This is a genomic window from Belnapia arida, assembly GCF_016773205.1.
GTDB lineage: Bacteria > Pseudomonadota > Alphaproteobacteria > Acetobacterales > Acetobacteraceae > Belnapia > Belnapia arida.
This window is the reverse complement of record NZ_JAETWB010000007.1, coordinates 1-23,760: the sequence shown is the minus strand read 5'-3', so window position 1 is coordinate 23,760 and position 23,760 is coordinate 1. Positions and strand designations below refer to the sequence as shown.

Below are 23,760 nucleotides of genomic sequence, written 5' to 3'. Positions count from 1 at the left end.
CGCCTGGCGCAGCTGGCCATGTTGTGGGAGGGGCTCTGGCCCCGGCTCTGGCCGGTGCTGGCGGTGCTCGGCCTGTTCCTCGTCCTGGCCCTCTTCGATGTGCCGCGGCAACTGCCGGCGGCGCTGCACATCCTGCTGCTGCTGGGCTTTGCCGCGGCGCTCGGCTTGGCTGGCTGGCGGGCTTTCCACGGCTTCGTCCCGCCTGGCGAGGCGGCAGCGGAGCGGCGGTTGGAGCGGGAATCGGGATTGCGGCACCGGCCGCTGGCGGCGCTGGCCGACCGGCCCGCGGGCGACGATCCGGCGGCGCTGGCGCTCTGGCGGGTGCACCAGCAAAGGGCGGCGGCGCAGATCGGTGGGCTGCGGATCGGGATGCCGCGGCCCGGCCTGCCGGTGCGCGATCCACGGGCGCTGCGGGCGGCGCTGGTCGTCGGGCTGGTCGCAGCCTTCGTCGTGGCGGGAGGCGAAACCGGGGAGCGACTGCGGCGGGCGGTCAGCCCGGCCTTCGCGGGCCCGGTCACCGGGCCGGGGATGCGGCTCGAGGCCTGGGTGACGCCGCCGGCCTATACCGGGGCGCCGCCGGTCTTCCTCGACCCGGCCGGCGGCAGCACGACGGTGCCGGCGGGCAGCCGGTTGCAGGTCTCGCTTTCCGGCGGCGGAGGCAGCGTGCCCGAATTGCTGGCCGATGGGGTGGCGACGCCCTTCCAGGCTCTGGATGCCGCCAGCTTCGGCGCGGAGATGCCGCTGGAGCGCGGGCTGCGGCTGGCCGTCCGTCGCGGTGGCGTGGAACTGGCCCGCTGGACGCTCAGCGTGCAGACCGATGCGCCGCCCTCCGTCGCCTTCGCCGAGCCGCCGGGCCGGACGCAACGCGGCCTCGGCACGCGGATGCCCTGGCGAGCGGAGGATGACTGGGGCCTCGCCGGGCTGCGCGCCGAGCTCCGGCTGAAGGCGCGGCCCGAGGCGGCGCCGCTGGTGCTCGACCTGCCGCTGCCCGGCGGCAATCCGAAGACGGCACGCGGCACGGCGCAGCCCGACCTCTCCGCCCATCCTTGGGCCGGGTTGGAGGTGGAGGTGCGGCTCGCGGCGCGCGACGGCGCCGGGCAGGAAGGCATCTCCGAGCCGGCGACGCTCACCCTGCCGGAGCGGAGCTTCAACCATCCGGTCGCCCGGCGGCTGATCGCCATCCGCCGCGAGCTGTCGGCGGAGCCGGAGCGCCGTACCCCCGCCCGCCGGGCGCTGGAGGAGGTGGCCGAGGCGCCGGAGGCATTCGAGCACGATACAGCCACCTATCTCGCTCTCCGCGTCGCCCGTGGCCGGCTGCTGAACGACCGCCGGCCGGAGGCGGTGCGGGAGGTGCAGGACATCCTCTGGGAAGCCGCGCTGGCGCTGGAGGAAGGCCGCGACGGCCGCACCCTCCGTGCCCTGCAGCAGGCGCGCGAGGCGCTGCGCGAGGCGCTTGACCAGGCCGAGCGGCAGCAGCAGGAGGCGCGCGAGAATCCCGAGCGGGCGCCGGAGCAGGCTGAGCAGCGCGCCGAGTTGCAGCGCCGTATCCAGGAGCTGCGCGATGCCATCCGCCAGCACCTGGAGGCGCTGGCTGAGCGGTTGCAGCGCGAGAATGCCGAAGCGATGCCGGAAGGCAGCCAGAACCGGCTTATGGACCAGCGCGAGATGGATCGCCGCACCCGCCGCATGGAGGAGGCCGCCCGCGAGAGCCGCACCGAGGATGCGAAGAAGGAGCTCGCCGAGCTTGAGGAGATGCTGAAGGCGCTGGAGGAAGGCCGCAGCCAGCGCGCCGAAAGCCCCGAGCGCCAGCAGCGCCGCGAGCGCGGCCAGCAGCAGATGGGCGTTGTCCAGGACATGGTGAAGCGGCAGAGCGACATGCTCGACCGCAGCCACCAGCGCGCTGAGCAGGGTGACCGTGAGCGCAACCAGCGCAGCCGCCAGCAGCAGCGCCAGCAGGCGCCGCAGCAGCAGGGCGCCGAGGCGCAGCAGCAGCCTGAGGCCGGGCAGGACGGCCGTCGCCAGCGCGCCCTGCGCCGGGCGCTCGGCGAGCTGATGCAGCAATTCGGCGATCTCACCGGGGAGATCCCGGAGGGCCTCGGCCGCGCCGATCAGGCGATGCGCGAGGCGCAGGAGGCGCTCGGCCGGGGCGGCGATCCGCGCAATGCCCAGCAGCAGGCGCTCCGTGCCTTGCAGGAGGGCGGCCGGCAGATGGCGCAGTCTATGCAGCGGCAGTTCGGCAACCCCCAGCCGGGCGAGGGCGAGGAGGAAGGCGAGCCCGGCGACATGGCCGGCGAGAACCAGCCCGGCGGACAAGGCCAGGACCAGGCGCAGGGCCAGGGCGAGGGGCGCGATCCGCTCGGCCGGCGCTCGCGCGACGTGAACGGCAATGCCGATAACGGCGCCGATACCCGCGTGCCGGAGGAGGCGGAGGTGCTTCGCACCCGGAAGCTCCAGGATGAGTTGCGCCGCCGCGGCGCCGACCGGGAGCGGCCGTCGGAGGAACTCGACTACATCGACAGGTTGCTGAAGCGCTTCTGATGCCGCACGGGGACCATCACCACCACGCCCCCGGGCACGATCATGGACACGGCCATGGGCCGGGCCATTCCCATGGGCCGGCGCCGGGCGAGCGCGGCTTTGCCCTCGGCGTCTCGCTCAACCTCGGCTTCGTCGTGCTGGAAGCGGCGGCGGGGCTGGTCGCCGCCTCCATGGCGCTGCTGGCCGATGCGGGGCACAACCTCTCCGACGTGCTTGGCCTGTTGCTGGCCTGGGGGGCGGTGCGGCTGGCGCGGCGGCGGCCGGGCGGGCGGCGGACCTATGGCTGGCATCGCGGCACCATCCTGGCGGCCCTCGGCAATGCCGTGCTGCTGCTGGTGGCCGTCGGGGCCATTGCCCTCGAATCGGCGCAGCGGCTGGCGGAGCCGGCGCCGGTCGCCACCGGCCTCATGATGGCCGTCGCCGCGGCCGGCATCCTGGTCAATGGCGGCACGGCGCTGCTCTTCGCCCGCGGGCGGGAGGCGGATATCAACCGTCGCGGCGCCTACCTGCACATGGTCGCGGATGCTGCCGTCTCGGCCGGCGTGGTGGCCAGCGGGCTGCTGATCCGGCTGACGGGGTGGGACTGGGTCGATCCGATGGTCGGGCTGGTCATCGCCGGCGTCATCCTGGCGGGCACCTGGGGGCTGCTGCGGGAGTCGGTCGACCTTGCGATGGATGCGGTGCCGCGTGGCATCGACCCGGCGGCGGTGGAGGCTTGGCTGGCAGGGAGGCCGGGCGTTGCCGAGGTGCATGACCTGCACATCTGGGCCATTTCAACGACCGAGACGGCGCTGACCGCTCATATTGTGCGGCCGGGCGCGGCGATGGATGACGGCTTCCTCAATGCCGTGCAGCAGGGGCTACGCGAGCGCTTCGGCATCGGCCACGCGACCTTGCAGGTCGAGCAGGGCGACCCGGCGCACCCATGCGCGCTGGCGCCGGCGGAAACCCTGTAGTTCCGTTCCGCGCCCGCCCCGACAACCCGGGGCGGTGGCATCGCGTTCCTTCCGGTGACTGGGAAAGGCACAGGCGATGCGCGCACTCCGCTGGCACGGCAAGCAGGATATCCGCTGCGACACGGTCCCGGATCCGAAGATCGAACATCCGCGTGACGCGATCATTAAGGTCACGTCCTGCGCGATCTGCGGTTCCGACCTGCACCTCTATGACGGCTTCATGCCCGGCATGGAGAATGGCGACATCATGGGCCACGAGACCATGGGCATCGTCGAGGAGGTCGGGTCCGAAGTTACGAATTTGAAGAAGGGCGACCGCGTCGTTATCCCCTTCACCATCTTCTGCGGCGAGTGTGACCAGTGCCGGCGCGGCAATTTCTCCGTCTGCGAGCGGAGCAACCGCAACAAGTCGCTGGCCGACAAGGTGTTTGGCCACACCACGGCCGGGCTGTTTGGTTACACGCACCTGACGGGCGGCTATCCGGGCGGGCAGGCCGAGTACCTGCGCGTGCCCTTCGCCGACAAGACGCATATCAAGGTGCCTCTCGGCATCCCCGACGAGACGCTGCTCTTCCTCAGCGACATCTTCCCGACCGGCTGGCAGGCCGCGGTGCAGTGCGACATCCAGCCGGACGACACCGTCGCCATCTGGGGCTGCGGACCGGTCGGGCAATTCGCCATCCGCTCTGCCCTGCTGCTGGGCGCGAAGCAGGTGATCGCCATCGACCGGGTGCCGGAGCGCCTGGCCATGGCCGAGGCGGGCGGCGCTACCACCATCGACTTCTCGAAGGAGAGCGTGGTCGAGCGGCTGAACGAGCTGACGCGCGGCAAGGGCCCGGAGAAGTGCATCGACGCCGTAGGCATGGAAGCCCATGCGACGGCGACGATCGACAGTATGTATGACCGCGCCAAGCAGGCGGTGATGCTGGAAACCGACCGGCCGCATGTGCTGCGGGAGATGATGTATGTCTGCCGCCCCGCCGGGGTGCTTTCGATCCCCGGCGTCTATGGCGGGCTGCTCGACAAGGTCCCCTTCGGGATGGCGATGAACAAGGGCCTGACCTTCCGCATGGGCCAGACGCACGTGAACCGCTGGACCGACGACCTGCTGCGGCGGATCGAGATGGGGCAGATCGACCCGTCCTTCGTCATCACCCACAAGGTCGGGCTGGAGGAGGGACCGAACATGTACAAGACCTTCCGCGACAAGCTGGACGGCTGCATCAAGGTGGTGCTGAAGCCATGAGCCGGACGCGCGGATCGAACCAGGCCCTGGCGCTGGCGCAGGGGCTCGGCTGGTTCAGCATTGCCCTCGGCGTTGCCGAGGTGCTGGCGCCGCATCGCGTTACCCGGGCAACCGGGTTGCACGGGCATGAGCGGCTCGTCTCCTCCTATGGCGTGCGGGAGATCGTCACCGGCATCGGGTTGCTGACGGCGAAGGATCCGACGCCCTGGGTCTGGGGCCGGGTCGGCGGGGATGCGCTCGACCTCGGCACGCTGGCGGCGGGCGTCGCGGGGCCGCAGCGGGAGCGCTCGGGCATCGCGTTCCTGATGACGCTCGGCATCGCGGCGCTGGACGTCGCCTGCGCGCTGGCGCTGCGACGGCCGTTGCCGGCGGCGATGGCGAGCTTCCGCCGGCGGAGCGGCTTGCCGAAGCCGCCCGGGGCGATGCGCGGCGCGGCGAGCGACTTCGTCGTGCCGGCGGATTTCCGCACGCCGGAGGCGCTCAGGCCCTGGACCGCGAAGGCTGGCTGAAAGGCCGCCGTATCAAACCCGCCCCGGATGGGACCGTTGTAGGGAGGCTGCCTGCGGGAGCCTCCTCCCGGGCCATACACAGGGATCAGTTATCATGAGCAATCCGCATTCCCGGACGACCGAGAAGAACAACGACCATTCCGGCGGCGGCCCGGGCAGCAGCCATCAGGGCGGCTCGCATGGGCACGCGACGCGCTCAGACGACAAGGCGAACAGCGACACGACGCGCGAGCCGGGCACGCCGACCAACCCGGACCGCTCCCGCGTCTCGGGCGGTGGGGGCGAGCGGGATGTCGCGCATACGCACGACACTGCCTACAAGAGCTCGAAGCACAGCAGCTCCAAGAACGACTGAGGCCATGCCGCCCCGGCGTGCCGCGGCACGCCGGGCATCTGTCAGATTACCTGGTAGCGTGCCCGCGCCGCCCGCTCGATGGCGCCGGCGATGAGGCGGTCGATATCCATGGCGATGCGGAAGTCCTGCAGGAATTGCAGCTCTTCCTGCGTCAGGTCGCCGTCGGCCGCGGCAACTTCGCAGGCCAGCAGATAGGCCGTCTCGCGCAGCCGGGCTGGCAGGGCCTCGCGGATCAGGGTGCAGGCGCGGTCCAGCCCGTCCGCCCGGTCGAGCAGGGTGAGGCAGGTCTCGGTCACACTCGAGATGCCGTTCGGGTGGAAATCGCTGAAAGCCGGCAGGGTCTGCACCAGCCGGGACATCATGGCGAGCTCGGCATCCGACATCATGCGGTCGGAGGCCGCCATCAGCACCATGGCGCAGACCAGCGCCTCCTGCGGATTGAAACGGGTGTTGGGCATGAGGGCCTCGCTTTCCCGCGGTTGGTCGCCCGGCCGGCGGGCGGCGTCAACCACCCGGCCTGTCACCCTTCTGCCAGGAAGGTGCGCGTCTCCGCCACAACTTCGGCGAGGCCGGTCCGGCGAACGGGCACCCCCGCCGGCAGACCCGCCAGCAGGCGGGAGGGGCAGGAGCGGTCGAGTAGGACAAAGACGCCGCGGTCATCCGCCCGGCGGATCAGCCGGCCGAAGGCTTGGCGGAGCCGATGGCGGGCCAGCGCGTCGTCATAGCCCTTGGGGTCGCCGCCGGAGAGGTGAACGCGCCGCTCCCGGTGCAGGATGGAGGGGCGTGGCCAGGGCACCCGGTCGAATACCAGCAGGCGCAGGCTGCGGCCGGGCACGTCGACGCCGTCGCGCATCGCATCCGTCCCAAGCAGGCAGGAATTCTCCTCGGCGCGGAAGACATCGACCAACGTGGCGTTGTCCATCGCATCCATGTGCTGGGCGTAGAGCGGGATGCCGGCTGCCTCCAGCCGGGGCGCCATGTGGCGGAAGCCGTCGCGCAGCCGGCGGATGGCCGTAAAGAGGCCGAGGCCGCCGCCGCCGGCCGCCAGGAAGAGCGCCCCCATGGCCGCCGAGACCTGGGCGGAGCGGGTCTTGTCCACATCCGTCACCACGAAGGCGCGGGTGCGGGCAGCATAGTCGAAAGGCGAGGGGAAGGCAGCGCGGATGGCCGGCGCCGCCAAGTGACTGGCGCCGGTGCGGGCCTCGGCGGCCACCCAGTCGGCCTCCTGGTCGCCGCCCAGGCCGGCATCGCGCAGCGTCGCCGAGGTGACGAGCAGTCCGTGGGCCGGCGCCGCCACGGTCAGGGCGAAGGGCGTCGTCGGGTCGAGCCAGTGGCGGTGCAGGCCGGCATCCACATCGCGCCCTTCGCGGCGCGTCAGCGCCAGCCAATCGACGAAGGCGCGGCGCTCGCCGGGCGCGGGCGGCGGCTCCCGCAGCGCGCGCAGCATGCCCTGCCAGGCGGCGAGCGGCATCAGGGCGCGGCGCTCGATCCCCTTGGCGGCGGTCTCGTAGCGGATGCGGTCGGCGGTCTCCAGCTCCTCCACCTCATCCTCGAGCCGGGCCATCAGCTTCTCGCGCAGCCGGGCCAGCGGCTCCTCGATGCGCTTGAGGGCGCGCTCCAGCGCTTCGCCGGCCTCGGGCAGGTCCTCGCCGAGCGGGTGGAGGTCGCATTCGACGTCGTAGAGCCCGTCCTCCTCCCGCGCGCGGGCCAGCACCTGGCGGCGGACGGCGCGGAGGAAGACCTCGGTCGGGTTGGATTGCCGCTCGGCCGCCGCCTCGGAGGCGGGCTCGCGCGGCTCCTCCGACAGGCGGGTCACCCAGCCGAGGCCGGGCAGGGCGCGGGCGGCGTGGAGGGCGGCCTCCATCGGCGGCAGCAGGTCGGGCAGGTCGCCGGCCAGCTCCTCGATGCGACGGCGGAGGCCGCGCGCCCGGCTGCGGCCGCCCTCGGCGCCGAGCAGCCAGCGGCGCAGCTCCGCCGTCTCGCCGCCGCACAGCGCGGCCGAGAAGGCGGCGTCGGCGGCATCGAAGAGGTGGTGGCCCTCGTCGAAGACGTAGCGCAGCGGCCTGGCATCCTCCGCCCCGCCCTGCGCCGCCTGGACCATCACCAGCGCATGGTTGGCGACGACCAGCGTCGCCGTGCGGGCGCGGCGGATGGAGTGCTCGACATAGCATTGCTTGTAGCGGGGGCAGGCGGAGCGGATGCACTCGCCCCGGCGGTCGGCCAAGGGCCAGATGCTGGCAGGGCCGTGCAGCTCCGCCACCCAGCCGGGGAAGTCGCCGGCCATCAGGTCGCCGTCGCGCGTCGCCAGGGCCCAGCGGGCGACGAGGGCGAGGGGCACGGCCATGTCGGCATGGGTCGCCTGGCCCAGCATCTCGTCGAGGTTCAGCAGGCAGAGGTAGTTTTCCCGCCCCTTGCGGACGACGACGCGGCGGCGGCGCTCCTCCGGCTCCGGGTAGAGGCGGGCGAGCTCCTGGTCGATCTGGCGCTGCAGGTTGCGGGTGAAGGTGGAGATCCAGACCGGGGCGCCGTTGCGCTCGGCCCAGAGGCTGGCAGGGGCAATGTAGCCGAGGGTCTTGCCCGTGCCGGTACCCGCTTCGGCGAGGACGACATGCGGCGTGCCGCGATCCTCGCGCGGGGCAAATGCGCCGCTGGCGGCGGAGGCGTAGTCGGCCTGTTGCGGCCGCTGCTCGGAACTCTCGCCAAGGATCTGGGCGAGGCGGGTGCGCGCCTCGCCGGGCGAGACCTCGAAGCTGCCGGGGGGCTGGGCGGGACCGGGGTCTTCCCAATCCGGCAGGCGGCGCCAAACCTTGTAGGGATCGAGGGAGGGTTTTTCCCCATCCGCGCCGAGGGCAGCGAGGACCGAATCGGCCCAGGGCCAGCCGGCGATCTTCTTCATCTGTGCGGCGAGGATGGCGGCGTCGCGGTTCAGCGGCAGGTGGCGGCCGGCGGCGAGGTGGCGCAGCAGGATGGTGGCCATCTCGGGCAGGAGGGCGGCGGCGGCCGCGTCATCCGCCGGCAGGGCGAGGTCGAGCGCCATGGCGAGGCCGCGCGGCGTCGGCGCCGCCGGGCGGGTCGGCATGCAGAAGGCGAAGAGCTCCAGGAGGTCGAAGGCGAGGTCGAAACGCGGCAGGTCGAGGCGGCGGGCGGCAGCCGGGGCATGGACCAGCAGTGGCGGCGCGCCGCCCAGCGCCTCGGCGAGGCCGGCGGCAGGCACCGCCAGCAATTCGCCATCCGGAGTGAGGAGGGTGGCGCGGCCGAGGCCGGCAATGAGAGCCGGGGCATCGGGCAGGAGAAGACGCGGGGGCTGGGGCATATGTTCGCGCTTTACCCCGAATGCGGCCCCCGGGGAAACCGGCGGTTACGCCGCGATGTCGGGTGGCAGGCCGAAAGCCTCGGGATAGCCGAAGAGGCCCGCTTGGCCGCCGGTATGCAGGAAGACCACGTTCTGGTCCTTGGTGAACTGGCCCCGCTGGATCAGGTCAATCAGCCCGGCCATGCCCTTTCCCGAATAGACGGGGTCGAGGAGGATGCCCTCCTTTTGCGCCACCAGCTTCACCGCCTCGACCATGCCCTCGGTCGGGATGCCGTAGCCCTGGCCGACATAGTCGCAATTGGCGACCACGTGCTCCGGCCTGACGAGCCCGGGCAGGCCGAGATGCGCGGCGGTGCGCTCGGCGAGCGCCAGGACGTTCGCCTCCTGCTTCGGCTTCGGCGCGCGGACACCGATGCCGAGGACGGGGATGCCGCTGTTCAGCGCGACCAGCCCGGCGACGAGCCCGGCCTGGGTGCCGGCCGAGCCGGTGGCATGGACGAGATGGTCGATGCGCAGCCCCATCTCGGCGGCCTGGGCCACCAGCTCCAGCGCCGCGTTGACATAACCGAGGGCGCCGACCGGATTCGAGCCGCCGCCTGGGATGACGTAGGGTCGCCGCCCCTTGGCCCGGAGATCGGCGGCGACCGCCTCCATCTCCGCCTGCATGTCGGCGCCGCCCGGTCGCCGGGCGACCTGCGCGCCGTGCAGCTTGTCCATCAGCACATTGCCGGATTGGGTATAGGCCGGGTCGGTGGAGCCGGTGCGGTCCTCAAGCAGAATCAGGCAGTCGAGGCCGAGCTTGGCCGCGGCGGCGGCGGTCTGCCGGGCATGGTTCGACTGGGTGGCGCCCTGGGTGATGAGCATGTCGGCACCCTGGGCCTGCGCGTCGGCGCAGAGGAATTCCAGCTTCCGCGTCTTGTTGCCGCCGGTGGAGAGGCCGGTGCAGTCGTCCCGCTTGATCCAGAGCCTGGGGCCGCCGAGATGCCGGGAGAGTTGCTCCATCGGCTCCAGCGGCGTCGGCATGTGGCCGAGGCGGATGCGTGGGAAGCGGGCGAGGTTCATGCGGACGTGTCCTTGGCTGGCCGTATTCCACCAAGGCTAGAGCGGTCCACCCATGGCGTACACGGGTGAACCGCAGGGGGTTCAGGGCCGTAACCGCTCGGCGATCTGCACCGCGTTGAGCGCCGCGCCCTTCAGGAGCTGGTCGCCGCAGAGGAAGAGGTCGAGGCCGTAATCCCCGAAGACCGGGTTGGCCCGGATGCGGCCGGCCTCGACATCGTCCTGGCCGGTCGCGGTGATCGGCATCGGGTAGAGCTGGGCGGCGGGGTCGTCCACCACCTTCACCCCCGGCGCCTTGGCGAGGACGGCGCGGGCGGCCTCCGGCGTCACCGGCCGCTCGGTCTCGATCGTCACGGCCTCGGCATGGACGCGGAAGGTCGGGATGCGGACGGCGGTGCAGGAGATCAGCAGGTCCGGCAGGCCCATGATCTTCCGGCTCTCCCAGGCGACCTTCATCTCCTCGCGCGTGTAGGCATTCGGCTGGAAGCTGTCGATCTGAGGGATCACGTTGAAGGCGAGGGGGTGGGCGAAGACCTCGTGCCCGGCCGGGCCGCCCTCCAACAGCACCCGGCGCGTCTCCCGCTCCAGCTCCGCCATGCCCTCGGCGCCGGCGCCGCTGGCCGCCTGGTAGGTGGAAACGATGACGCGCTTGAGGCCGAAGGCCTGGCGCAGCGGCTCCAGCGCCACCACCAGGATGGCGGTGGTGCAATTGGGATTGGCGATCAGCCGGTGGTTGCCGATGGCCGAGGCGTTCACCTCCGGCACCACCAGCGGCACGTCCGCCTCCAGCCGGAAGGCGGAGGAATTGTCCACCACCGCGACGCCGGCCTCGGCCAAGGCCCGGGCATGGGCCTTGGCGAAGTCGCCGGAGACGGCGAGCAGGGCGAGGTTCAGGCCGCGGGCAGCCTCCAGGCTGTAGGCCTCGATGGTGATCTCGCCGAAGGGCGTTTTCTGTTTGGTGCCGGCGCTGCGGGTCGAGGCGAAGAGGCGCAGTTCCGTGACGGGGAAGCGCCGCTTGGCCAGCACCTCCACCAATTCCTTGCCGACCGCGCCCGTGGCTCCGATCACGCCAACCCGCATGACACCTTTCACTCCTGTGCAACCTTGCCCGATTAGCGCAGGGGAGTTGCCAATTCTACAAGGACTTGGCCTCGCTGGCTGCCGGTCAGCCATGCAGGAGGCGCGGTGTCCTGCGTTGACCGCATCGCCGCCCCCTGCCATCTGCCCTGCATGAGCGCCGATCCATCCTTCCGCACCGTCAAGGCCTGGCCCTTCGAGGAAGCCGCCAAGGTCGCCGACCGGCTGGCCGCGGCGCCGAAACCCGAGGGCGCCCTGTTCGAGACGGGCTACGGACCGTCGGGCCTGCCGCATATCGGCACCTTCGGCGAGGTGGCGCGGACCACCTGGGTGCGGCGCGCCTTCGAGCGGCTGACCGGCCTGCCCGCCCGGCTGCTGGCCTTCTCGGACGACATGGACGCGCTGCGGAAGGTGCCGGACAACGTTCCGAACAAGGAGATGCTCACCGGGCATCTGGGTCGGCCGCTGACCGCCATCCCGGACCCCTTCGGCACGCATGACAGCTTCGGGGCGCACAACAACGCCCGGCTGCAGGCCTTCCTCGACACCTTCGGCTTCGACTACGAATTCGCCTCCTCGACCGAGTATTACCGGGGCGGAAGATTCGATGCGGCGCTGCTGCGAATGGCGGAGCGGCATGATGAGGTGCGGGGGGTCATCCTGCCGACCCTCGGGCCGGACCGCCGCGCCACCTATTCGCCCTTCCTCCCGATCCATCCCGAAACCGGCCTCGTCATGCAGGTGCCGATGGAGGAAGTCCGCCCGGCCGAAGATCTGCTGGTCTGGACCGACCCCGAGACGGGCAAGCGCCACGGCACCCGCATCACCGGCGGGCATTGCAAGGCGCAATGGAAGGCCGACTGGGCTCTGCGCTGGTACGCGCTCGGCGTCGACTACGAGATGTCGGGCAAGGACCTGATCGACAGCGTCCGCCTATCCGGCCAGATCTGCCGCGTCCTCGGCGGGCAGCCGCCGGTCGGCTTCACCTATGAGCTCTTCCTCGACGAGACCGGGGGGAAGATCAGCAAGTCGAAGGGCAACGGCCTGACCATCGACGAATGGCTGCGCTACGCCCCACCGGAGAGCCTGGCGCAATTCATGTATGGCCAGCCGCAGCGGGCGAAGCGGCTGTTCTTCGACGTCATCCCGCGCGCGGTGGACGACTACCTGGCCAATCTGGAGAAGCTGAAGACAGCTCCGGACGGCACCAACCCGGCCTGGCACATCCATGGCGGCAGCAGCAACGATCCCGGCTCGCCGATCTCCTTCGCCATGCTGCTGAACCTCGCCAGCGTGGTGAATGCCGAAGGGCCAGAGATCCTCTGGGGCTTCATCGGCAAATATGCGCCGGGCGTCACCGCCGAGAGCCACCCGATGCTGGCCCGCCTTGCCGAGCATGCCGTCGCCTATTACCGCGATTTCGTCGCGCCGCAGAAGCGCCACCGGGCGCCGAGCGCAGTGGAACGCGGCGCGCTGGAGGATTTGCTGGCCGCGCTGCGTGCCCTGCCGCCGGAAAGCGATGCCGAGGCGGTCCAGGCGCTGCTCTACGAGGTCGGCAAGCGGCATGAATTCGCCAGCCTGCGGGACTGGTTCTCCTGCCTCTACCAAGTACTGCTCGGCCAGCAGGAGGGGCCGCGCTTCGGCGGTTTCGTCGCCCTCTATGGCATTCCAGGCACGATCGGGCTGATCGAATCAGCGCTGGAACGGGAGGCTGCGGCCTAGTGTCCCCAGTATTGTCCTGGCTCCGGCGGCATGGGGCGACGGTGTTCGGCCTCGTGCTGCTCGTCGGTGCGCTCTATGTGGTGCAGAAGGAGTTCCGCGGCCTATCGGTCGCGGAAATCCGTGAGGCAATGGGCAAGCTCACGGTCGGCGCCCTCTGGATGGCGGGCGGCCTCACCGTGGTCGCCTATCTCGTGCTTGCAGCCTATGACAAATTGGGGTCGCGCTATGCGGGGCGGCCGGTCTCCTGGCCGAAATCCCTGCTCGCCTCCTTCTGCGGCTATTCGCTGGCGCACAACCTCGGCTTCGCCGCAGTGTCGGGGGCTGCGGTGCGCTACCGGCTCTATTCCGCCTGGGGGCTGACGCCGCTGGAGATCGCCAAGGTGGTGGGGTTTACCAGCCTCACCTTCGGCCTGGGTGGCATGGCGCTCGGCGGCCTCGTGCTGATGTTCGAGCCGGAGGTGGTGCCCTTTTTCGGCAGCACCATGCCGCGCTGGGCCCTGCAGGCGCTGGCGCTGCCGCTCTGGGGCATCGTCGGCACCTATGTCGTGCTGAGCCGCTTCCGGCGGCATGTGCGCATCCTCAAATACGAGATCGACCTGCCAAGCCCGCGCATGGCGCTGATGCAGACGCTGCTCGCCACCGTCGACGTGGCGATGACGGCGGCGATCTTCTACACGCTGCTGCCGGAGGCGGAGGGGCTGACCTTCCTCCGCTTCGTCGGCATCTACCTCGCCTCCTACGCGGTCGGCATCGCGGCCAGCGTTCCGGGGGGGCTGGGCGTCTTCGACGGCGCCATACTGCTCGGCCTGCAACCCTATATGCCGGCGCCGGAGGTGGTGGGGGCGCTTCTCGTCTTCCGGCTCTACTACTACATCATCCCGCTCTTCATCGCCGGCGGGCTATTCGTCTCCTTCGAACTCGGCCAGCGGCGCACGGTGCTGCAGCGGATGAGCGCCTTCGGGCGGGGGACGGATGCGCTGGAGGTGCCGGCCATCGCCTCACTGGTCGCGCTGGCAGGCGCCCTGCTGGTCTTCCTCGGGGCGCTGCCGACCAAGGGAACAATCCTCGAGGAGTGGGCGGGGCATGTCGCTGCGCTCGCCTCGCATTTCGCCGCCTCGGTCGTCGGCTCGCTGCTGCTGGTGATGGCCTATGGGCTGCTGCGGCGGCTGACCATCGCCTGGGGCTTCACCCTCTTCCTGCTGGTGAACGGTGCCGGCATCGCCTGGCTGCGGGGCGAGGCCTGGTGGCTCTGGTGTGCCTTCCTGCTGCTTGCCGTGCTGGTGGCGGCGCTGCGCCAGGCCTTCTACCGCGACAGCCGGCTGGCCCGCGAGCCGCTCTCGCCCCAGGCACTGGTGCCGCTGCTGGCGGTGACGGCCTCCGGCATCACCCTCGCCCTCATCGCCTATGGCGGAAGGGTAGCGGATGAAAGCTGGTGGACGGTGGCGATGTCGCCGCTGGCGCCGGACAGCTTGCGCTTCACCGTCGGGCTCACCGGGGTGCTGCTGCTGTTCGCCATGGTACGGCTGCTGCGGCCGGCGCGCTTCCGCCCGTTGGACTGGGAGCCGGGGGTGCGGTCGCGGCTGGCCTCGCTCGGCGCCCTGGCTCCGGCCGAGGCGGATGGCGCTGTCTTCGGCGAGGCGGAGCGGGCGGGCTTCGCCTTCCTCAAGCGGGACGGGGTGTGGCTGGCGCTCGGCGACCCGGCGGGGGATCGGCGGGACGCCATCTCGGCCATCTGGCGCTTCCGCGACCTCTGCGAGCGGGCGGGGGTCGATCCGGCCTTCTGGCGCGTGGGGCCCGACTTCCTGCGGGTCTATGGCGATATCGGCCTGGTCGCCGTCTCGCTGGGCGAGGGGCCGCGCTACCTCGCGCTGCGGGCGGAGCGGGACCTGGCTACGCTGCGGGAGCTGCTGCCGCGCGAGGCATAATGCCTCGCCGCTACTGGCTGCTCCAGACGATCCGGTGCATCCAGTTCAGCTCAGCGAGGTCGAAGGTGTAGTCCGGATGCGCCGGGTTCAGGCTGCGCAGGTCGACGCGCCGGGCCGATTGGCGCTTCAGCTCCTTCGCCATCACCTCGCCCTTTTGGGTGCGGACCACCACGCGGTCGCCGCGCCGGATGGGTGCGCCGGGCGAGACGATGACCATGTCCCCGTCACGGAAGACCGGCTCCATGCTTTCGCCGGAGATCTCCAGCGCATAGGCATGCGGGTCACCGACATCGGGCAGGCCGATCTCGTCCCAGCCGCCACCGACCGGGAAGCCGCCATCGTCGAAATACCCGTCGCCGCCGGCCTGGGCGAGGCCGATCAGCGGGATGCGTCGGCCGAGCACGCCGCGGGCGCGCGGCAGGGCGGCCATGCCGGTGACGAGGGCGGCGAAATCCGCCATGCCGGTGCCCGTCGCGGCGAGGACCTTGGCAAGGCTTTCGGTGGAGGGCCAGCGGGCACGGCCATCGGCACCGATGCGCTTGGAGGGATTGAAGGCGGTGGCGTCGAGCCCGGCCTTGCGGGCGAGGCCGGAGGCCGAGAGGCCGTTCTCGGCAGCCAGCGCATCGAGCGCGCGCCAGATCTCCTCATGCGTCACGGCATGACCTCGGCCCAGGCGCCAAACATGGAGCGCCAGATATAGGGTTCCTCATGGGCATAACATCCTAGGTATTGAGACTAAGATCAATAGGCGAATTTTCCTTTATTTTCTCTTGCGATCTGGCCGGACAAAGTTTTACGTTCTCGAAATGTTCCGGTCAGAGCAGAGAGGAAAAATCCCCCCATGCCAAGCCTTCAGACCAGCCGCGCCCCCAGCCACCTCACCGAGACGCGCGAGCAGCCCTTCCGCAGCGTCGAGGAGGTTTGGTTCTGGACCATGGCCGCGCTCACCGCCCGACGCGACGGCGCCCGCATCGTCTCCGGCGCCGGCCTCGTCTCCCGGCCCTGCGAGCCGGATGACGTGATCCGCTGCCTCGACCGGCTCTACCGCCAGCGCCGGATCGAGTTGGCGCACGCCCGCATCATGCGCATCTGGGGCGAGCGCGGCGAGGCGCCCAATCCGCGCTCGCCGCGCGAGGCGGGCGACTGGCGGCTCTGGACCGAGGCGATGCGCCGGCTCGACTGGCCGCTGCGGGTGAAGGGCATCATCACCGGCCCTTTGCCTGTCAACAAACCTGCCGACATCCTCGACTTCCCGGGCGCCGGCTCATGATCCGCGCGGCGCATCGGCGGGTGCCGGCGCAGCAGGTCTTCATCGTCTTCGGCGATGGCGCGGACCAGCCTTGGCTGCGCCTTTTGCGGCCAGGCTTTCGCCACTGCTTCGCCGCGCTGGCGGATGACGCGGGATGGACGGTGCTTGACCCGCTGACTGGGCGGCTGGTGGTCTCGCGCCTTAGCCTACCGCTCGGCTTCGATCTGCCGGGCTTCTACCGGCGGGCAGGGCTACTGGTGCTCGGCCCCTTCCTTCCCGGGGAGCCACGGGCGCGGCGCCTGCCGCCCCTCCTGCCCTATTCATGCGTGGCGCTGTGCCGGGCCGTGCTGGGCGGCGACGCGCCCTTCGCGGTGACGCCGTTAGGTTTATTTCGTTATTTAAATAAAATGCTTGTTGCTAGGAAAAATATCTTGACAGCCGCGCCGGCTGCGAGGTAGAACATCCCTCGTCAACGGGCGATCTGCGCCCGCTGGCCTCCTCCCGATCCCCCGACTTCCACGGGCCCGGTCCTACCAGACCGGGCCCGTGGCCTTTTTGGGCTCCGGATCGCTCCCGCACTCCCAGAACCCGAGGTGACGCGCATGGGTGGCCTGTTCCGTGCCCCGAAGCCGGTGATCGTCGCGCCGCCCCCGGCGCCCGCGCCGGTGGCCGTGGCGCCAACCCCAGTCCAGGCCCAGCAGGCCGCGGAGGTCGAGTCGCAGGCCCGCTCGCGGCGCGGGCTGGAGGGCACCATCGCCACCTCCGACCGCGGCGTGCTGGCGCCGCTGCCGGCGGTCGCTCGCAAATCCCTGCTCGGGGAGTAGCGCCGATGACCGCCGAGGAAATCCTCGCCCGCCACCAAGCCGCGCTCGACCGCCGCCGCCCGCTGGAGCCTGTCTGGCAGGATTGCTACGCCCATGTGCTGCCCCCCATCGGCCAGGGCGGCGCCCTGTTCGACGCGACGGCGGCGGATGCGGCCGAGCAGCTCGCCGCTTCGCTCCTTGCCGAACTGACCCCGCCCTGGTCGCGCTGGTTCGGTCTCTCCCCCGCCCGGCCCTTCGCCGAGGGCGAGGCCGGCCGCGCCATGGCCGAGGCCCTGGAGGATGCTGCCGCGACGCTCCAGGGGCATTTCGACCGCTCCAACTTCGCGGTCGAGATGCACCAGGCCTTCGTCGAGCTGGTCGTCACCGGCACCGGCGTGCTGCTGGTGGAGGAGGCCCCGCTCGGCGGGCCCTCCGCCTTCCGTTTCGCTGCGGCACCACTGCGCAGCGCAGTGCTGGAGGAAGGGCCGGACGGACGGCTTGATACCATCTACCGCCAGGCGCGGCTGACGCCGGGCCAGCTCCGCACCCGCTTCCCCAAAGCGCCGCCGGAGCTGGAGCGGGCGGGCAGCGATGCCATGCCGCTGCCGCTGCTTGAGGCGCTCTGGGCCGAGCGCGGCGGCACGCGCTATGCCGCCATCCTCACCGCCGATCCCGCCCGGCCGCTACTGCTGGCCGAGGGGCGCTTCCATGAGAGCCCCTGCATCGCCTTCCGCTGGCTGAAGGTGCCGGGCGAACTTTATGGGCGCGGGCCGGTGATGAAGGCCCTGCCCGATATCCGCACCGCCAACAAGGTGGTGGAGCTGGTGCTGAAAAACGCCTCCATCGCGGCGACCGGCATCTGGCAGGCCGAGGATGACGGCGTGCTAAATCCGGCGACGGTGAAGCTCGTCCCCGGCGCCATCATCCCCCGCGCCCCAGGCAGCGCCGGGCTGACGCCGCTCGCGGCGCCGGGGAATTTCGACGTGTCGCAGCTGGTGCTGCAGGATCTGCGGGCGCGCATCCGCGGCGCGCTGCTCGCCGACCGGCTTGGCACCATGCAGGCCGGCGCGATGACGGCGACCGAGGTGCTGGAGCGCAGCGCGCAGACCGCGCGCCTGCTCGGCGCCACCTATGGCCGCCTGCAGACCGAGCTGCTGACGCCGCTCGTCAGCCGCTGCCTCGGCATCCTCGGCCGGCGCGGCGAGATCCCGCCATTGCTGCTCGACGGGCGCGAGGTGGCGTTGCGCTACGAGAGCCCGCTCGCCCGCATCCAGGGCCGGGCCGACGCGGCGAACACGCTGCTCTTCCTCCAGGCGGTCGGCCAGCTCGGCGGCGAGGCCGCGCGGCAGGTCGATGCCGCAGCCGCGACCCGCTGGCTGGCCCGCACCCTCGGCGCCCCGGCCGAGGTGCTGGCGCCTGTCCCAACCCCCTCTAACCGGGAGTGACCCGACCGATGCCCGAGGATTTGTTGCAGCCCGCCGAGGCTGACGGCCCTGCGCCGCGCCTAGCCGATGTGCCGGAGAAATTCTGGGATGCCGAGACCGGCACGCTGCGCACCGAAGCGCTGCTGAAATCTTACCGCGAGCTGGAGCGCCGTCTCTCCCAGCGCGCCGGCCCGCCCGGTGCCAATGCGGCGCCGGAGGACCTGCTGCGCTTCCGCCAGGCAATGGGCATCCCCGATGCGCCCGATGGCTACGAGATCACCCCGCCGCACGACCTCTGCTGCGCCGATGCCGAGGTGAACAGCCGGCTGCACGCCGCGCATTTCACCCCTGGCCAAGCGCAGCTGGTCTACGACCTCGCTGCCGAGCGGTTGCTGCCGCTGATCGCAGAGGCCGCCGCCGAGTTCGAGGCCAATCGCCAGCGCGAGAAGCTCGCCGCGCATTTCGGCGGCGAGGAACGCTTCAAGGCCATGGCCGCGCAGCTTTCCGCCTGGGGCAAGGCCAAGCTGCCGGCGCCGGTCTATGCCGCGCTCTCCTCCACCGCCGAGGGCGTGCTCGCGCTCGAGCGGATGATGCAGGGCGACGAGCCCGGCCTTGCCCGCGGCGGCGTGACGCCGCCCGGCGAGAGCGAGGCGGAACTGCGCGCCATGATGCGCGACCCACGCTACTGGCGGACGCGCGAGCCGGCCTTCGTCACCCGCGTGACCGAGGGCTTCCGCCGCCTCGTCGGCCAGTAAGCCCGAACCCCTTTCCGCCGCGAACAACCCCGCCCGCTTCGCGCGGGCGGAGCCGCGGCGTGCCGTGCCCAGGCGGTCTCGCAAGCGGGACAAACCGCATCGGCGCGGCCTTCCCACCGACCCCCAAGCGAAGGGCAGACCATGTCCAGCTCCATCGACCAGGCCTTCATCAAGCAGTACGAAGCCGAGGTTCAGGAAGCCTATCAGCGCCAGGGCAGCAAGCTGCGCCCGCTGGTGCGCAGCAAGTCCGAGGTGCGCGGCGCCTCCACCATCTTCCAGAAGGTCGGCCGCGGCACCGCCGCCGCCAAGGCACGCAACGGCGTCGTGCCGGTGATGAACATCGACCACACCAATGTCGAATGCTTCCTGCAGGACTACTACGCCGGCGACTGGGTCGACCGGATGGACGAGCTGAAGACCAATATCGACGAGCGCGCGGTGGTAGCCAATGCCGGCGCCTATGCCCTCGGCCGCAAGACCGATGAGCTGATCATCTCCGCCCTCGATTCCGCCACCAACGAGGCGATCGGCACGAACACCGGCGAGACCGACAACGACGGCATGACGCGTGCCAAGGTGCTGCTCGCCTTCCAGGCGCTTGGCAATGCGGATGTGCCGGATGACGGCAACCGCTTCGCCGTCGTCGGTTGGAAGCAGTGGAGCGAACTGCTGACCATCCAGGAGTTTGCCAACACCCAGTACATGGGCCCGGACGAGCTGCCTTGGAAGGGCACGCAGGCGAAGTGCTGGCTCGGCGCCACCTGGATGCCGCATAGCGGTCTGACCAAGAATGGCGCGCTGCGCTACTGCTACTTCTTCCACAAGACGGCGGTCGGCCACGCTGCGGCGGCGGAAATCTCCACCGACGTCACCTGGCATGGCGACCGCGCCGCGCATTTCGTCAATACGATGATGAGCCAAGGCGCCGTGCTGGTCGACAACACCGGCGTCGTCCGGATGCGCTGCAAAGAGTAATGCAGCCACCGCCCCACCCTGCATCCACGGGGTGGGGCCCTTTCCTTCCTCACCGCCGGAGTTTCACACCCGATGGCCCTCTCCGCCCTCGCGCTCTGCACGCGCGCGCTGCTGAAGATCGGCGCCCAGCCGATCGCCTCGCTCGACGAAGGCACCGCCGAGGCCGAGGTGGCGGCCAACCTCTATGCCGGCACCCGCGACGCGCTGCTCTCCTCGCATCCCTGGAGCTTCGCCACCGGCCAGGCCTGCCTGCCACGGCTGGCGGCGACGCCGGTCGCCGATTTCCAGTACGCCTTCCAGCTGCCCGCCGGCTTCCTGCGCGTGCTTTCGGCCGGCGTGCCGAACAGCGGCCGCGGCCTCGCCTACCGGCTGTTCGAGGACCGGCTGCATTGCAATGCGCCGCAGGTCGTCCTCAGCTACGTCTTCCGCCCGGATGAGGGCGCCTTCCCGGCCTTCTTCGCCGCAGCGCTGGCCGCGCGCCTCGCCGCCGAGTTCTGCATCCCGCTGACCGAGAACACCGGCCGCGCCCAGCTGCTGCTGGCCCAGGCGGATGCCGAGCTGCGCAACGCCCGCCGCGCCGACAGCCAGCAGGCGACGCCGCGCGCGATCGAGGGCTTCCCGCTCGTCACGGTGCGGGGCTGAGCATGGCCCAGGCCCGTACGCTGAAGACCAGCTTCACCGCCGGCGAAGTGGCGCCCACGCTGCTCGGCCGGCCGGACCTCCGCGCCTATGCCAATGGCGCGCGGCGATTGCGTAACGTTTTCATCCAGCCGACCGGCGGCGTCACGCGCCGGCCCGGCCTCCGCCATGTGGCGATGCTGCCCGGGCCCGCGCGGCTCATCGCCTTCGAGTTCAACACGGAGCAGGCCTATCTACTGGTGCTGACGGAAGGCCTGCTCCAGGTCTTCATCGATGACGGCCAGGTGGCGCAGTTCCCGGCACCCTGGACGGCCGCGATGCTGCCGCAGCTCGCCTTCACCCAGAGCGCCGATACGCTGCTGGTCTGCCACCCCGACCTGCCGCCGCAGCGGGTGACGCGGACCAGCCATGTTGCCTGGACGATCGCGCCCTGGTCCTTCCTGCGCGAGCCTTTCCACTACTTCGCCGCGCCCGAGGTCACGCTGACGCCGAGCGGGACGACGGGCAGCATCGGCCTCACCGCCTCCGCCGCCATCTTCGCCGCGGGCCATGCCGGCGTGCGCTTCCGAATCGGTGGCAAGCGGCTGGTGGTGACCGGCGTTGTCTCGTCAACCCAGGCGAATGCGGTGGTGGAGGAGACGCTCGCCGGCACCACGGCGACGGCGGACTGGGACGAGGCCGCCTTCTCCCCGGTGCATGGCTGGCCGGTGACGCTCTGCTTCCACCAGGACCGGCTGGTGCTGGGCGGCTCACGCGACCTGCCGAACCGGCTCTGGCTGTCCCGCACGGGCGACTTGTTCAACTTCGACCAGGGCACCGGGCTCGACGACCAGGCGATCGAGTTCAGCCTCGTCTCCGATCAGGTGAACGCCATCCGCGCCGTCTTCTCCGGCCAGCACCTGCAGGTCTTCACCTCCGGCACGGAGTGGATGGTGAGCGGCGCGCCGCTGACGCCGGGCAGCATCCAGCTCGACCGGCAGACGCGGGTTGGTTCGATCATGACGCGCATGGTGCCGCCGGTGGATGTCGATGGCTCCACCATCTTCGCCAGCCGCAACGGGCGCGGGATCTTCGAGTTCGCCTACACCGACTTGCAGCAGCTCTACCAGGCGAATGACCTCGGCCTCGTCGCCCAGCACCTGATCCGGGACCCGGTCTCGATGTGCTACGACCAGCGCCGCCGGCTGCTGCATGTGGCGATGGCCGATGGCAGCCTCTCGACGCTGACGCTCTACCGCGCCGAGCAGGTCACCGCCTGGACGCGGCAGGAAACGGCCGGCGCCTTCCTCGCGCTCGCCGAGATCGGCGGCACGGTCTGGGCCGCGGTGCAGCGGGCCGGCAGCATCCGGCTTGAGCGCTTCGATGACGCCCTCGGCCTCGACGCGGCGCTGACCGGCGCAGCGCCGGTGCCGCAGGATGAGTGGTCCGGCCTTGCCCATCTCGAAAGCCAAACGGTCGGCGTCGTCGCCGAAGGCGCACCGCGTGAAGATGAGACGGTGCTGAACGGCAGCGTCACCATCGACCCGCCTTCGACGAGCGTGCAGATCGGTCTCGCCTTCACCCATGTGATCGAGCCGCTGCCGCCCGAGCTCTCCACCGCGATCGGCGCCCGCGCGGCACCGATCCGTCTCGTCGCCGCGACCTTCCGTCTGCTGGAGACGACGGCGCTCGCTGTCGATCTCGGCCGCGGCCCGCAGCCGGTGCCCTTCCGCCGGCTCGATACGCCGATGCTCGACGCAGCCCCCGCGCCCTTCACCGGCGATGTGCGGCTGCGCGCCCTCGGCTGGCGGAGCGATGCGATGCAGCCGCTCTGGCGCATCGAGGACCACACGCCGCTGCCGATGACGCTGCTTTCCGTCACCACCGATACGAGGATGACCGACTGATGGGCGCACTCACCTCGATTGCCACCGTGCTCGGCGCCGGTGCCACGATCTACGGCCAGGTCCACCAGGCCCAGGCGCAGGACGCCGCCAACAAGGCCCAGGCTCAGATCAATGCGACGCGGGAGGTGGCGCAGCAGCAGGTGCTGCTGGCCCAGGCGCAGGAGGCGGCGCTGCAGCGGCAGACAACGCTGGCGCATGCCGTCGCCTCCGCCCGCGCGCGCCTCGCCGCAGCCGGCGTCTCGTCGGATGGCGGATCGGCCGCTGCCGTCACGGGCGGCCTCGCCAATGAGGCGGCAGCGGCGCAGGGGGCGGACGACGCCACGCTGCGTGCCCGCCTCGCCGATGGCCGCAGCAGCCTCTTGAACCCAGACGGCACGGTGACGGCGCTGCTGAGCTCCGGCCGCGGCATCGCCGCCATCGGCCGTGGCTTCGGCGGCATCGCCAGGAACCTGTTGGACTAGGAGCGCAGCATGGACGACCATATCAGAATCGGCGACGTCGCGCCGCGGGTGCAGTACCGTGCGGATGGCGTGCTGACCGGATTCACCTATCCCTTCCCGATCTTCACGCCGACGGATATCGAGGTGCGGCTGGACGGCGTGCCGCAGGCCGGCGGCTTCGTCGTCACCAATGCGGGCGCCAGCGAGGGCGGCAGCGTCGTCTTCTACGCCCCGCCGCGGGCCGGAACCCAGGTCACGCTCCGCCGCGACATGGTGGTGGCGCGCACCACCGACTTCCAGTCGAACGGCATCCTCCGCGCCCGCACGCTGAACGACGAGCTGGACTATCAGGTCGCCGTCCTGCAGGAGGTGAAGGACGGGCTCGGCAACGCGCTGCATCTCGACCCGTCGGAGAGCGGCCAGACGGCGCTGCCGCTGCGCGGAGCGCGCGCCAACCGGCTGCTCGGCTTCGACAGCCTCGGCAACATCGCCACCTTCGGCCGTGACGAGGGGCTGCTCACCATCGGCTTCCCCGGCGGCGTGCCGCGCACGGTGGAGGACAAGCTCTCCGAGCGCCTCACCGCGCGCGACTTCGGCGCGACCGGCGACGGCGAGACGGATGACGGCCCGGCGCTCCAGGCGGCGATGACCGCGGCGGCGGCGAGCGGCAAGCTGCTCGAGATCGGCGAGGGCACCTTCCGCACCAGCATGGCTCTCGCCCTGCCGGGCGCGGCGGCGGGCCTCGTCATGCGTGGCAGCATCCTTTACGCCGGCCCGGCCGGTGTGCCGGCGCTGACCCTCGGCGATGGTGGTGGCCTTGCCCCGCCTTTACGGACAGTGTTGCACGGCTGAAGCAGCCGCCTGGAACGCCGCCACCTTCTGCTCTGGT

22 protein-coding genes are annotated in these 23,760 nt (G+C 71.1%); 17 read left to right on the top strand and 5 right to left on the bottom strand.

Annotation, left to right across the window (positions count from 1 at the left end):
* Nucleotides 1–18 precede the first annotated feature (18 nt).
* The 5 genes from JMJ56_RS15830 (at nucleotide 19) to JMJ56_RS15810 (ending at nucleotide 5,604) form a co-directional block, all read left to right on the top strand.
* Nucleotides 19–2,538 carry a DUF4175 domain-containing protein gene (locus JMJ56_RS15830; RefSeq protein ID WP_202832743.1) on the top strand — a complete coding sequence of 840 codons (2,520 nt, stop codon included), beginning with the start codon at nucleotides 19–21 and terminating at the stop codon, nucleotides 2,536–2,538.
* Complete coding sequence (locus tag JMJ56_RS15825; protein WP_202832742.1) at nucleotides 2,538–3,494, top strand: cation diffusion facilitator family transporter; 957 nt, start codon at nucleotides 2,538–2,540, stop codon at nucleotides 3,492–3,494. The genes JMJ56_RS15830 and JMJ56_RS15825 overlap by 1 nt, the downstream gene beginning before the upstream one ends.
* Before the next feature lie 76 nt (nucleotides 3,495–3,570).
* On the top strand, nucleotides 3,571–4,740 hold the full coding sequence (locus JMJ56_RS15820) for a zinc-dependent alcohol dehydrogenase (protein WP_202832741.1): 1,170 nt from the start codon (nucleotides 3,571–3,573) through the stop codon (nucleotides 4,738–4,740).
* Entirely contained in the window at nucleotides 4,737–5,249 is a 513-nt protein-coding gene (locus tag JMJ56_RS15815) for a cyclase dehydrase (protein WP_202832740.1), read from the top strand. The genes JMJ56_RS15820 and JMJ56_RS15815 overlap by 4 nt, the downstream gene beginning before the upstream one ends.
* Before the next feature lie 94 nt (nucleotides 5,250–5,343).
* The gene (locus JMJ56_RS15810; RefSeq protein ID WP_202832739.1) at nucleotides 5,344–5,604 is read left to right on the top strand and encodes a hypothetical protein; all 261 of its coding nucleotides are present in this window, start codon (nucleotides 5,344–5,346) and stop codon (nucleotides 5,602–5,604) included.
* 41 nt (nucleotides 5,605–5,645) lie between these two features.
* Here JMJ56_RS15810 and JMJ56_RS15805 read toward each other — a convergent pair whose 3' ends face one another.
* The 4 genes from JMJ56_RS15805 to JMJ56_RS15790 form a co-directional block, all read right to left on the bottom strand.
* Nucleotides 5,646–6,062: a tellurite resistance TerB family protein gene (locus tag JMJ56_RS15805; protein WP_043342020.1), complete on the bottom strand. Its 417-nt coding sequence runs from the start codon at nucleotides 6,060–6,062 to the stop codon at nucleotides 5,646–5,648.
* A gap of 62 nt (nucleotides 6,063–6,124) precedes the next feature.
* On the bottom strand, nucleotides 6,125–8,917 hold the full coding sequence (locus tag JMJ56_RS15800) for an ATP-dependent DNA helicase (RefSeq protein ID WP_202832738.1): 2,793 nt from the start codon (nucleotides 8,915–8,917) through the stop codon (nucleotides 6,125–6,127).
* Between the two features lie 45 nt (nucleotides 8,918–8,962).
* Nucleotides 8,963–9,979 (bottom strand): D-cysteate sulfo-lyase, encoded by a 1,017-nt coding sequence (gene cuyA, locus JMJ56_RS15795; RefSeq protein ID WP_202832737.1) that lies wholly within the window; start codon nucleotides 9,977–9,979, stop codon nucleotides 8,963–8,965.
* Nucleotides 9,980–10,060: 81 nt separating this feature from the next.
* On the bottom strand, nucleotides 10,061–11,056 hold the full coding sequence (locus JMJ56_RS15790; RefSeq protein WP_202832736.1) for an aspartate-semialdehyde dehydrogenase: 996 nt from the start codon (nucleotides 11,054–11,056) through the stop codon (nucleotides 10,061–10,063).
* 150 nt (nucleotides 11,057–11,206) lie between these two features.
* Here JMJ56_RS15790 and JMJ56_RS15785 point away from each other — a divergent pair, with 150 nt between their 5' ends.
* Together JMJ56_RS15785 and JMJ56_RS15780 are read left to right on the top strand one after the other, a co-directional pair.
* Nucleotides 11,207–12,775, top strand: a complete 1,569-nt coding sequence (locus tag JMJ56_RS15785) for a lysine--tRNA ligase (protein WP_202832914.1) — start codon at nucleotides 11,207–11,209, stop codon at nucleotides 12,773–12,775.
* Nucleotides 12,775–14,700, top strand: a complete 1,926-nt coding sequence (locus JMJ56_RS15780; protein WP_202832735.1) for a lysylphosphatidylglycerol synthase domain-containing protein — start codon at nucleotides 12,775–12,777, stop codon at nucleotides 14,698–14,700. Before JMJ56_RS15785 ends, JMJ56_RS15780 begins: the two co-directional genes overlap by 1 nt.
* A gap of 10 nt (nucleotides 14,701–14,710) precedes the next feature.
* Here JMJ56_RS15780 and JMJ56_RS15775 read toward each other — a convergent pair whose 3' ends face one another.
* Entirely contained in the window at nucleotides 14,711–15,355 is a 645-nt protein-coding gene (locus JMJ56_RS15775) for a S24 family peptidase (RefSeq protein WP_202832734.1), read from the bottom strand.
* A 186-nt stretch (nucleotides 15,356–15,541) separates the two neighbouring features.
* On the opposite strand from JMJ56_RS15775, the gene JMJ56_RS15770 reads away from it, so the two are divergent.
* From JMJ56_RS15770 to JMJ56_RS15725, 10 genes are all read left to right on the top strand, one after another.
* Nucleotides 15,542–15,970 carry a hypothetical protein gene (locus JMJ56_RS15770; RefSeq protein WP_202832733.1) on the top strand — a complete coding sequence of 143 codons (429 nt, stop codon included), beginning with the start codon at nucleotides 15,542–15,544 and terminating at the stop codon, nucleotides 15,968–15,970.
* On the top strand, nucleotides 15,967–16,407 hold the full coding sequence (locus JMJ56_RS15765) for a hypothetical protein (RefSeq protein ID WP_202832732.1): 441 nt from the start codon (nucleotides 15,967–15,969) through the stop codon (nucleotides 16,405–16,407). Before JMJ56_RS15770 ends, JMJ56_RS15765 begins: the two co-directional genes overlap by 4 nt.
* Nucleotides 16,408–16,551: 144 nt before the next feature.
* Nucleotides 16,552–16,773 carry a hypothetical protein gene (locus tag JMJ56_RS15760; RefSeq protein WP_043365245.1) on the top strand — a complete coding sequence of 74 codons (222 nt, stop codon included), beginning with the start codon at nucleotides 16,552–16,554 and terminating at the stop codon, nucleotides 16,771–16,773.
* Nucleotides 16,774–16,778: 5 nt separating this feature from the next.
* On the top strand, nucleotides 16,779–18,197 hold the full coding sequence (locus tag JMJ56_RS15755; RefSeq protein WP_202832731.1) for a portal protein: 1,419 nt from the start codon (nucleotides 16,779–16,781) through the stop codon (nucleotides 18,195–18,197).
* An 8-nt stretch (nucleotides 18,198–18,205) separates the two neighbouring features.
* Nucleotides 18,206–18,931, top strand: a complete 726-nt coding sequence (locus JMJ56_RS15750) for a capsid assembly protein (RefSeq protein WP_202832730.1) — start codon at nucleotides 18,206–18,208, stop codon at nucleotides 18,929–18,931.
* A gap of 141 nt (nucleotides 18,932–19,072) precedes the next feature.
* A complete protein-coding gene (locus JMJ56_RS15745; RefSeq protein WP_202832729.1) occupies nucleotides 19,073–19,906 on the top strand; it encodes a phage capsid protein in 834 nt (277 codons plus the stop codon).
* A gap of 72 nt (nucleotides 19,907–19,978) precedes the next feature.
* Entirely contained in the window at nucleotides 19,979–20,548 is a 570-nt protein-coding gene (locus JMJ56_RS15740; protein WP_202832728.1) for a hypothetical protein, read from the top strand.
* 2 nt (nucleotides 20,549–20,550) lie between these two features.
* Entirely contained in the window at nucleotides 20,551–22,431 is a 1,881-nt protein-coding gene (locus JMJ56_RS15735; protein WP_202832727.1) for a hypothetical protein, read from the top strand.
* Complete coding sequence (locus JMJ56_RS15730) at nucleotides 22,431–22,892, top strand: hypothetical protein (protein ID WP_202832726.1); 462 nt, start codon at nucleotides 22,431–22,433, stop codon at nucleotides 22,890–22,892. The genes JMJ56_RS15735 and JMJ56_RS15730 overlap by 1 nt, the downstream gene beginning before the upstream one ends.
* A gap of 9 nt (nucleotides 22,893–22,901) precedes the next feature.
* Nucleotides 22,902–23,723 carry a glycosyl hydrolase family 28-related protein gene (locus JMJ56_RS15725; RefSeq protein ID WP_202832725.1) on the top strand — a complete coding sequence of 274 codons (822 nt, stop codon included), beginning with the start codon at nucleotides 22,902–22,904 and terminating at the stop codon, nucleotides 23,721–23,723.
* Nucleotides 23,724–23,760 lie beyond the last annotated feature (37 nt).

What these genes read in the sequence shown, in the direction of transcription:
- JMJ56_RS15830 (WP_202832743.1), top strand. Translation starts at nt 19, where the DNA reads ATGTTGTGGGAGGGGCTCTGGCCCCGGCTCTGGCCGGTGCTGGCGGTG.
- JMJ56_RS15805 (WP_043342020.1), bottom strand. Translation starts at nt 6,062, where the DNA reads ATGCCCAACACCCGTTTCAATCCGCAGGAGGCGCTGGTCTGCGCCATG.
- JMJ56_RS15755 (WP_202832731.1), top strand. Translation starts at nt 16,779, where the DNA reads ATGACCGCCGAGGAAATCCTCGCCCGCCACCAAGCCGCGCTCGACCGC.
- JMJ56_RS15745 (WP_202832729.1), top strand. Translation starts at nt 19,073, where the DNA reads ATGTCCAGCTCCATCGACCAGGCCTTCATCAAGCAGTACGAAGCCGAG.
- JMJ56_RS15810 (WP_202832739.1), top strand. Translation starts at nt 5,344, where the DNA reads ATGAGCAATCCGCATTCCCGGACGACCGAGAAGAACAACGACCATTCC.
- JMJ56_RS15725 (WP_202832725.1), top strand. Translation starts at nt 22,902, where the DNA reads ATGGACGACCATATCAGAATCGGCGACGTCGCGCCGCGGGTGCAGTAC.
- JMJ56_RS15785 (WP_202832914.1), top strand. Translation starts at nt 11,207, where the DNA reads ATGAGCGCCGATCCATCCTTCCGCACCGTCAAGGCCTGGCCCTTCGAG.
- cuyA (WP_202832737.1), bottom strand. Translation starts at nt 9,979, where the DNA reads ATGAACCTCGCCCGCTTCCCACGCATCCGCCTCGGCCACATGCCGACG.
- JMJ56_RS15765 (WP_202832732.1), top strand. Translation starts at nt 15,967, where the DNA reads ATGATCCGCGCGGCGCATCGGCGGGTGCCGGCGCAGCAGGTCTTCATC.
- JMJ56_RS15820 (WP_202832741.1), top strand. Translation starts at nt 3,571, where the DNA reads ATGCGCGCACTCCGCTGGCACGGCAAGCAGGATATCCGCTGCGACACG.
- JMJ56_RS15800 (WP_202832738.1), bottom strand. Translation starts at nt 8,917, where the DNA reads ATGCCCCAGCCCCCGCGTCTTCTCCTGCCCGATGCCCCGGCTCTCATT.
- JMJ56_RS15750 (WP_202832730.1), top strand. Translation starts at nt 18,206, where the DNA reads ATGCCCGAGGATTTGTTGCAGCCCGCCGAGGCTGACGGCCCTGCGCCG.
- JMJ56_RS15760 (WP_043365245.1), top strand. Translation starts at nt 16,552, where the DNA reads ATGGGTGGCCTGTTCCGTGCCCCGAAGCCGGTGATCGTCGCGCCGCCC.
- JMJ56_RS15770 (WP_202832733.1), top strand. Translation starts at nt 15,542, where the DNA reads ATGCCAAGCCTTCAGACCAGCCGCGCCCCCAGCCACCTCACCGAGACG.
- JMJ56_RS15735 (WP_202832727.1), top strand. Translation starts at nt 20,551, where the DNA reads ATGGCCCAGGCCCGTACGCTGAAGACCAGCTTCACCGCCGGCGAAGTG.
- JMJ56_RS15740 (WP_202832728.1), top strand. Translation starts at nt 19,979, where the DNA reads ATGGCCCTCTCCGCCCTCGCGCTCTGCACGCGCGCGCTGCTGAAGATC.
- JMJ56_RS15815 (WP_202832740.1), top strand. Translation starts at nt 4,737, where the DNA reads ATGAGCCGGACGCGCGGATCGAACCAGGCCCTGGCGCTGGCGCAGGGG.
- JMJ56_RS15790 (WP_202832736.1), bottom strand. Translation starts at nt 11,056, where the DNA reads ATGCGGGTTGGCGTGATCGGAGCCACGGGCGCGGTCGGCAAGGAATTG.
- JMJ56_RS15825 (WP_202832742.1), top strand. Translation starts at nt 2,538, where the DNA reads ATGCCGCACGGGGACCATCACCACCACGCCCCCGGGCACGATCATGGA.
- JMJ56_RS15730 (WP_202832726.1), top strand. Translation starts at nt 22,431, where the DNA reads ATGGGCGCACTCACCTCGATTGCCACCGTGCTCGGCGCCGGTGCCACG.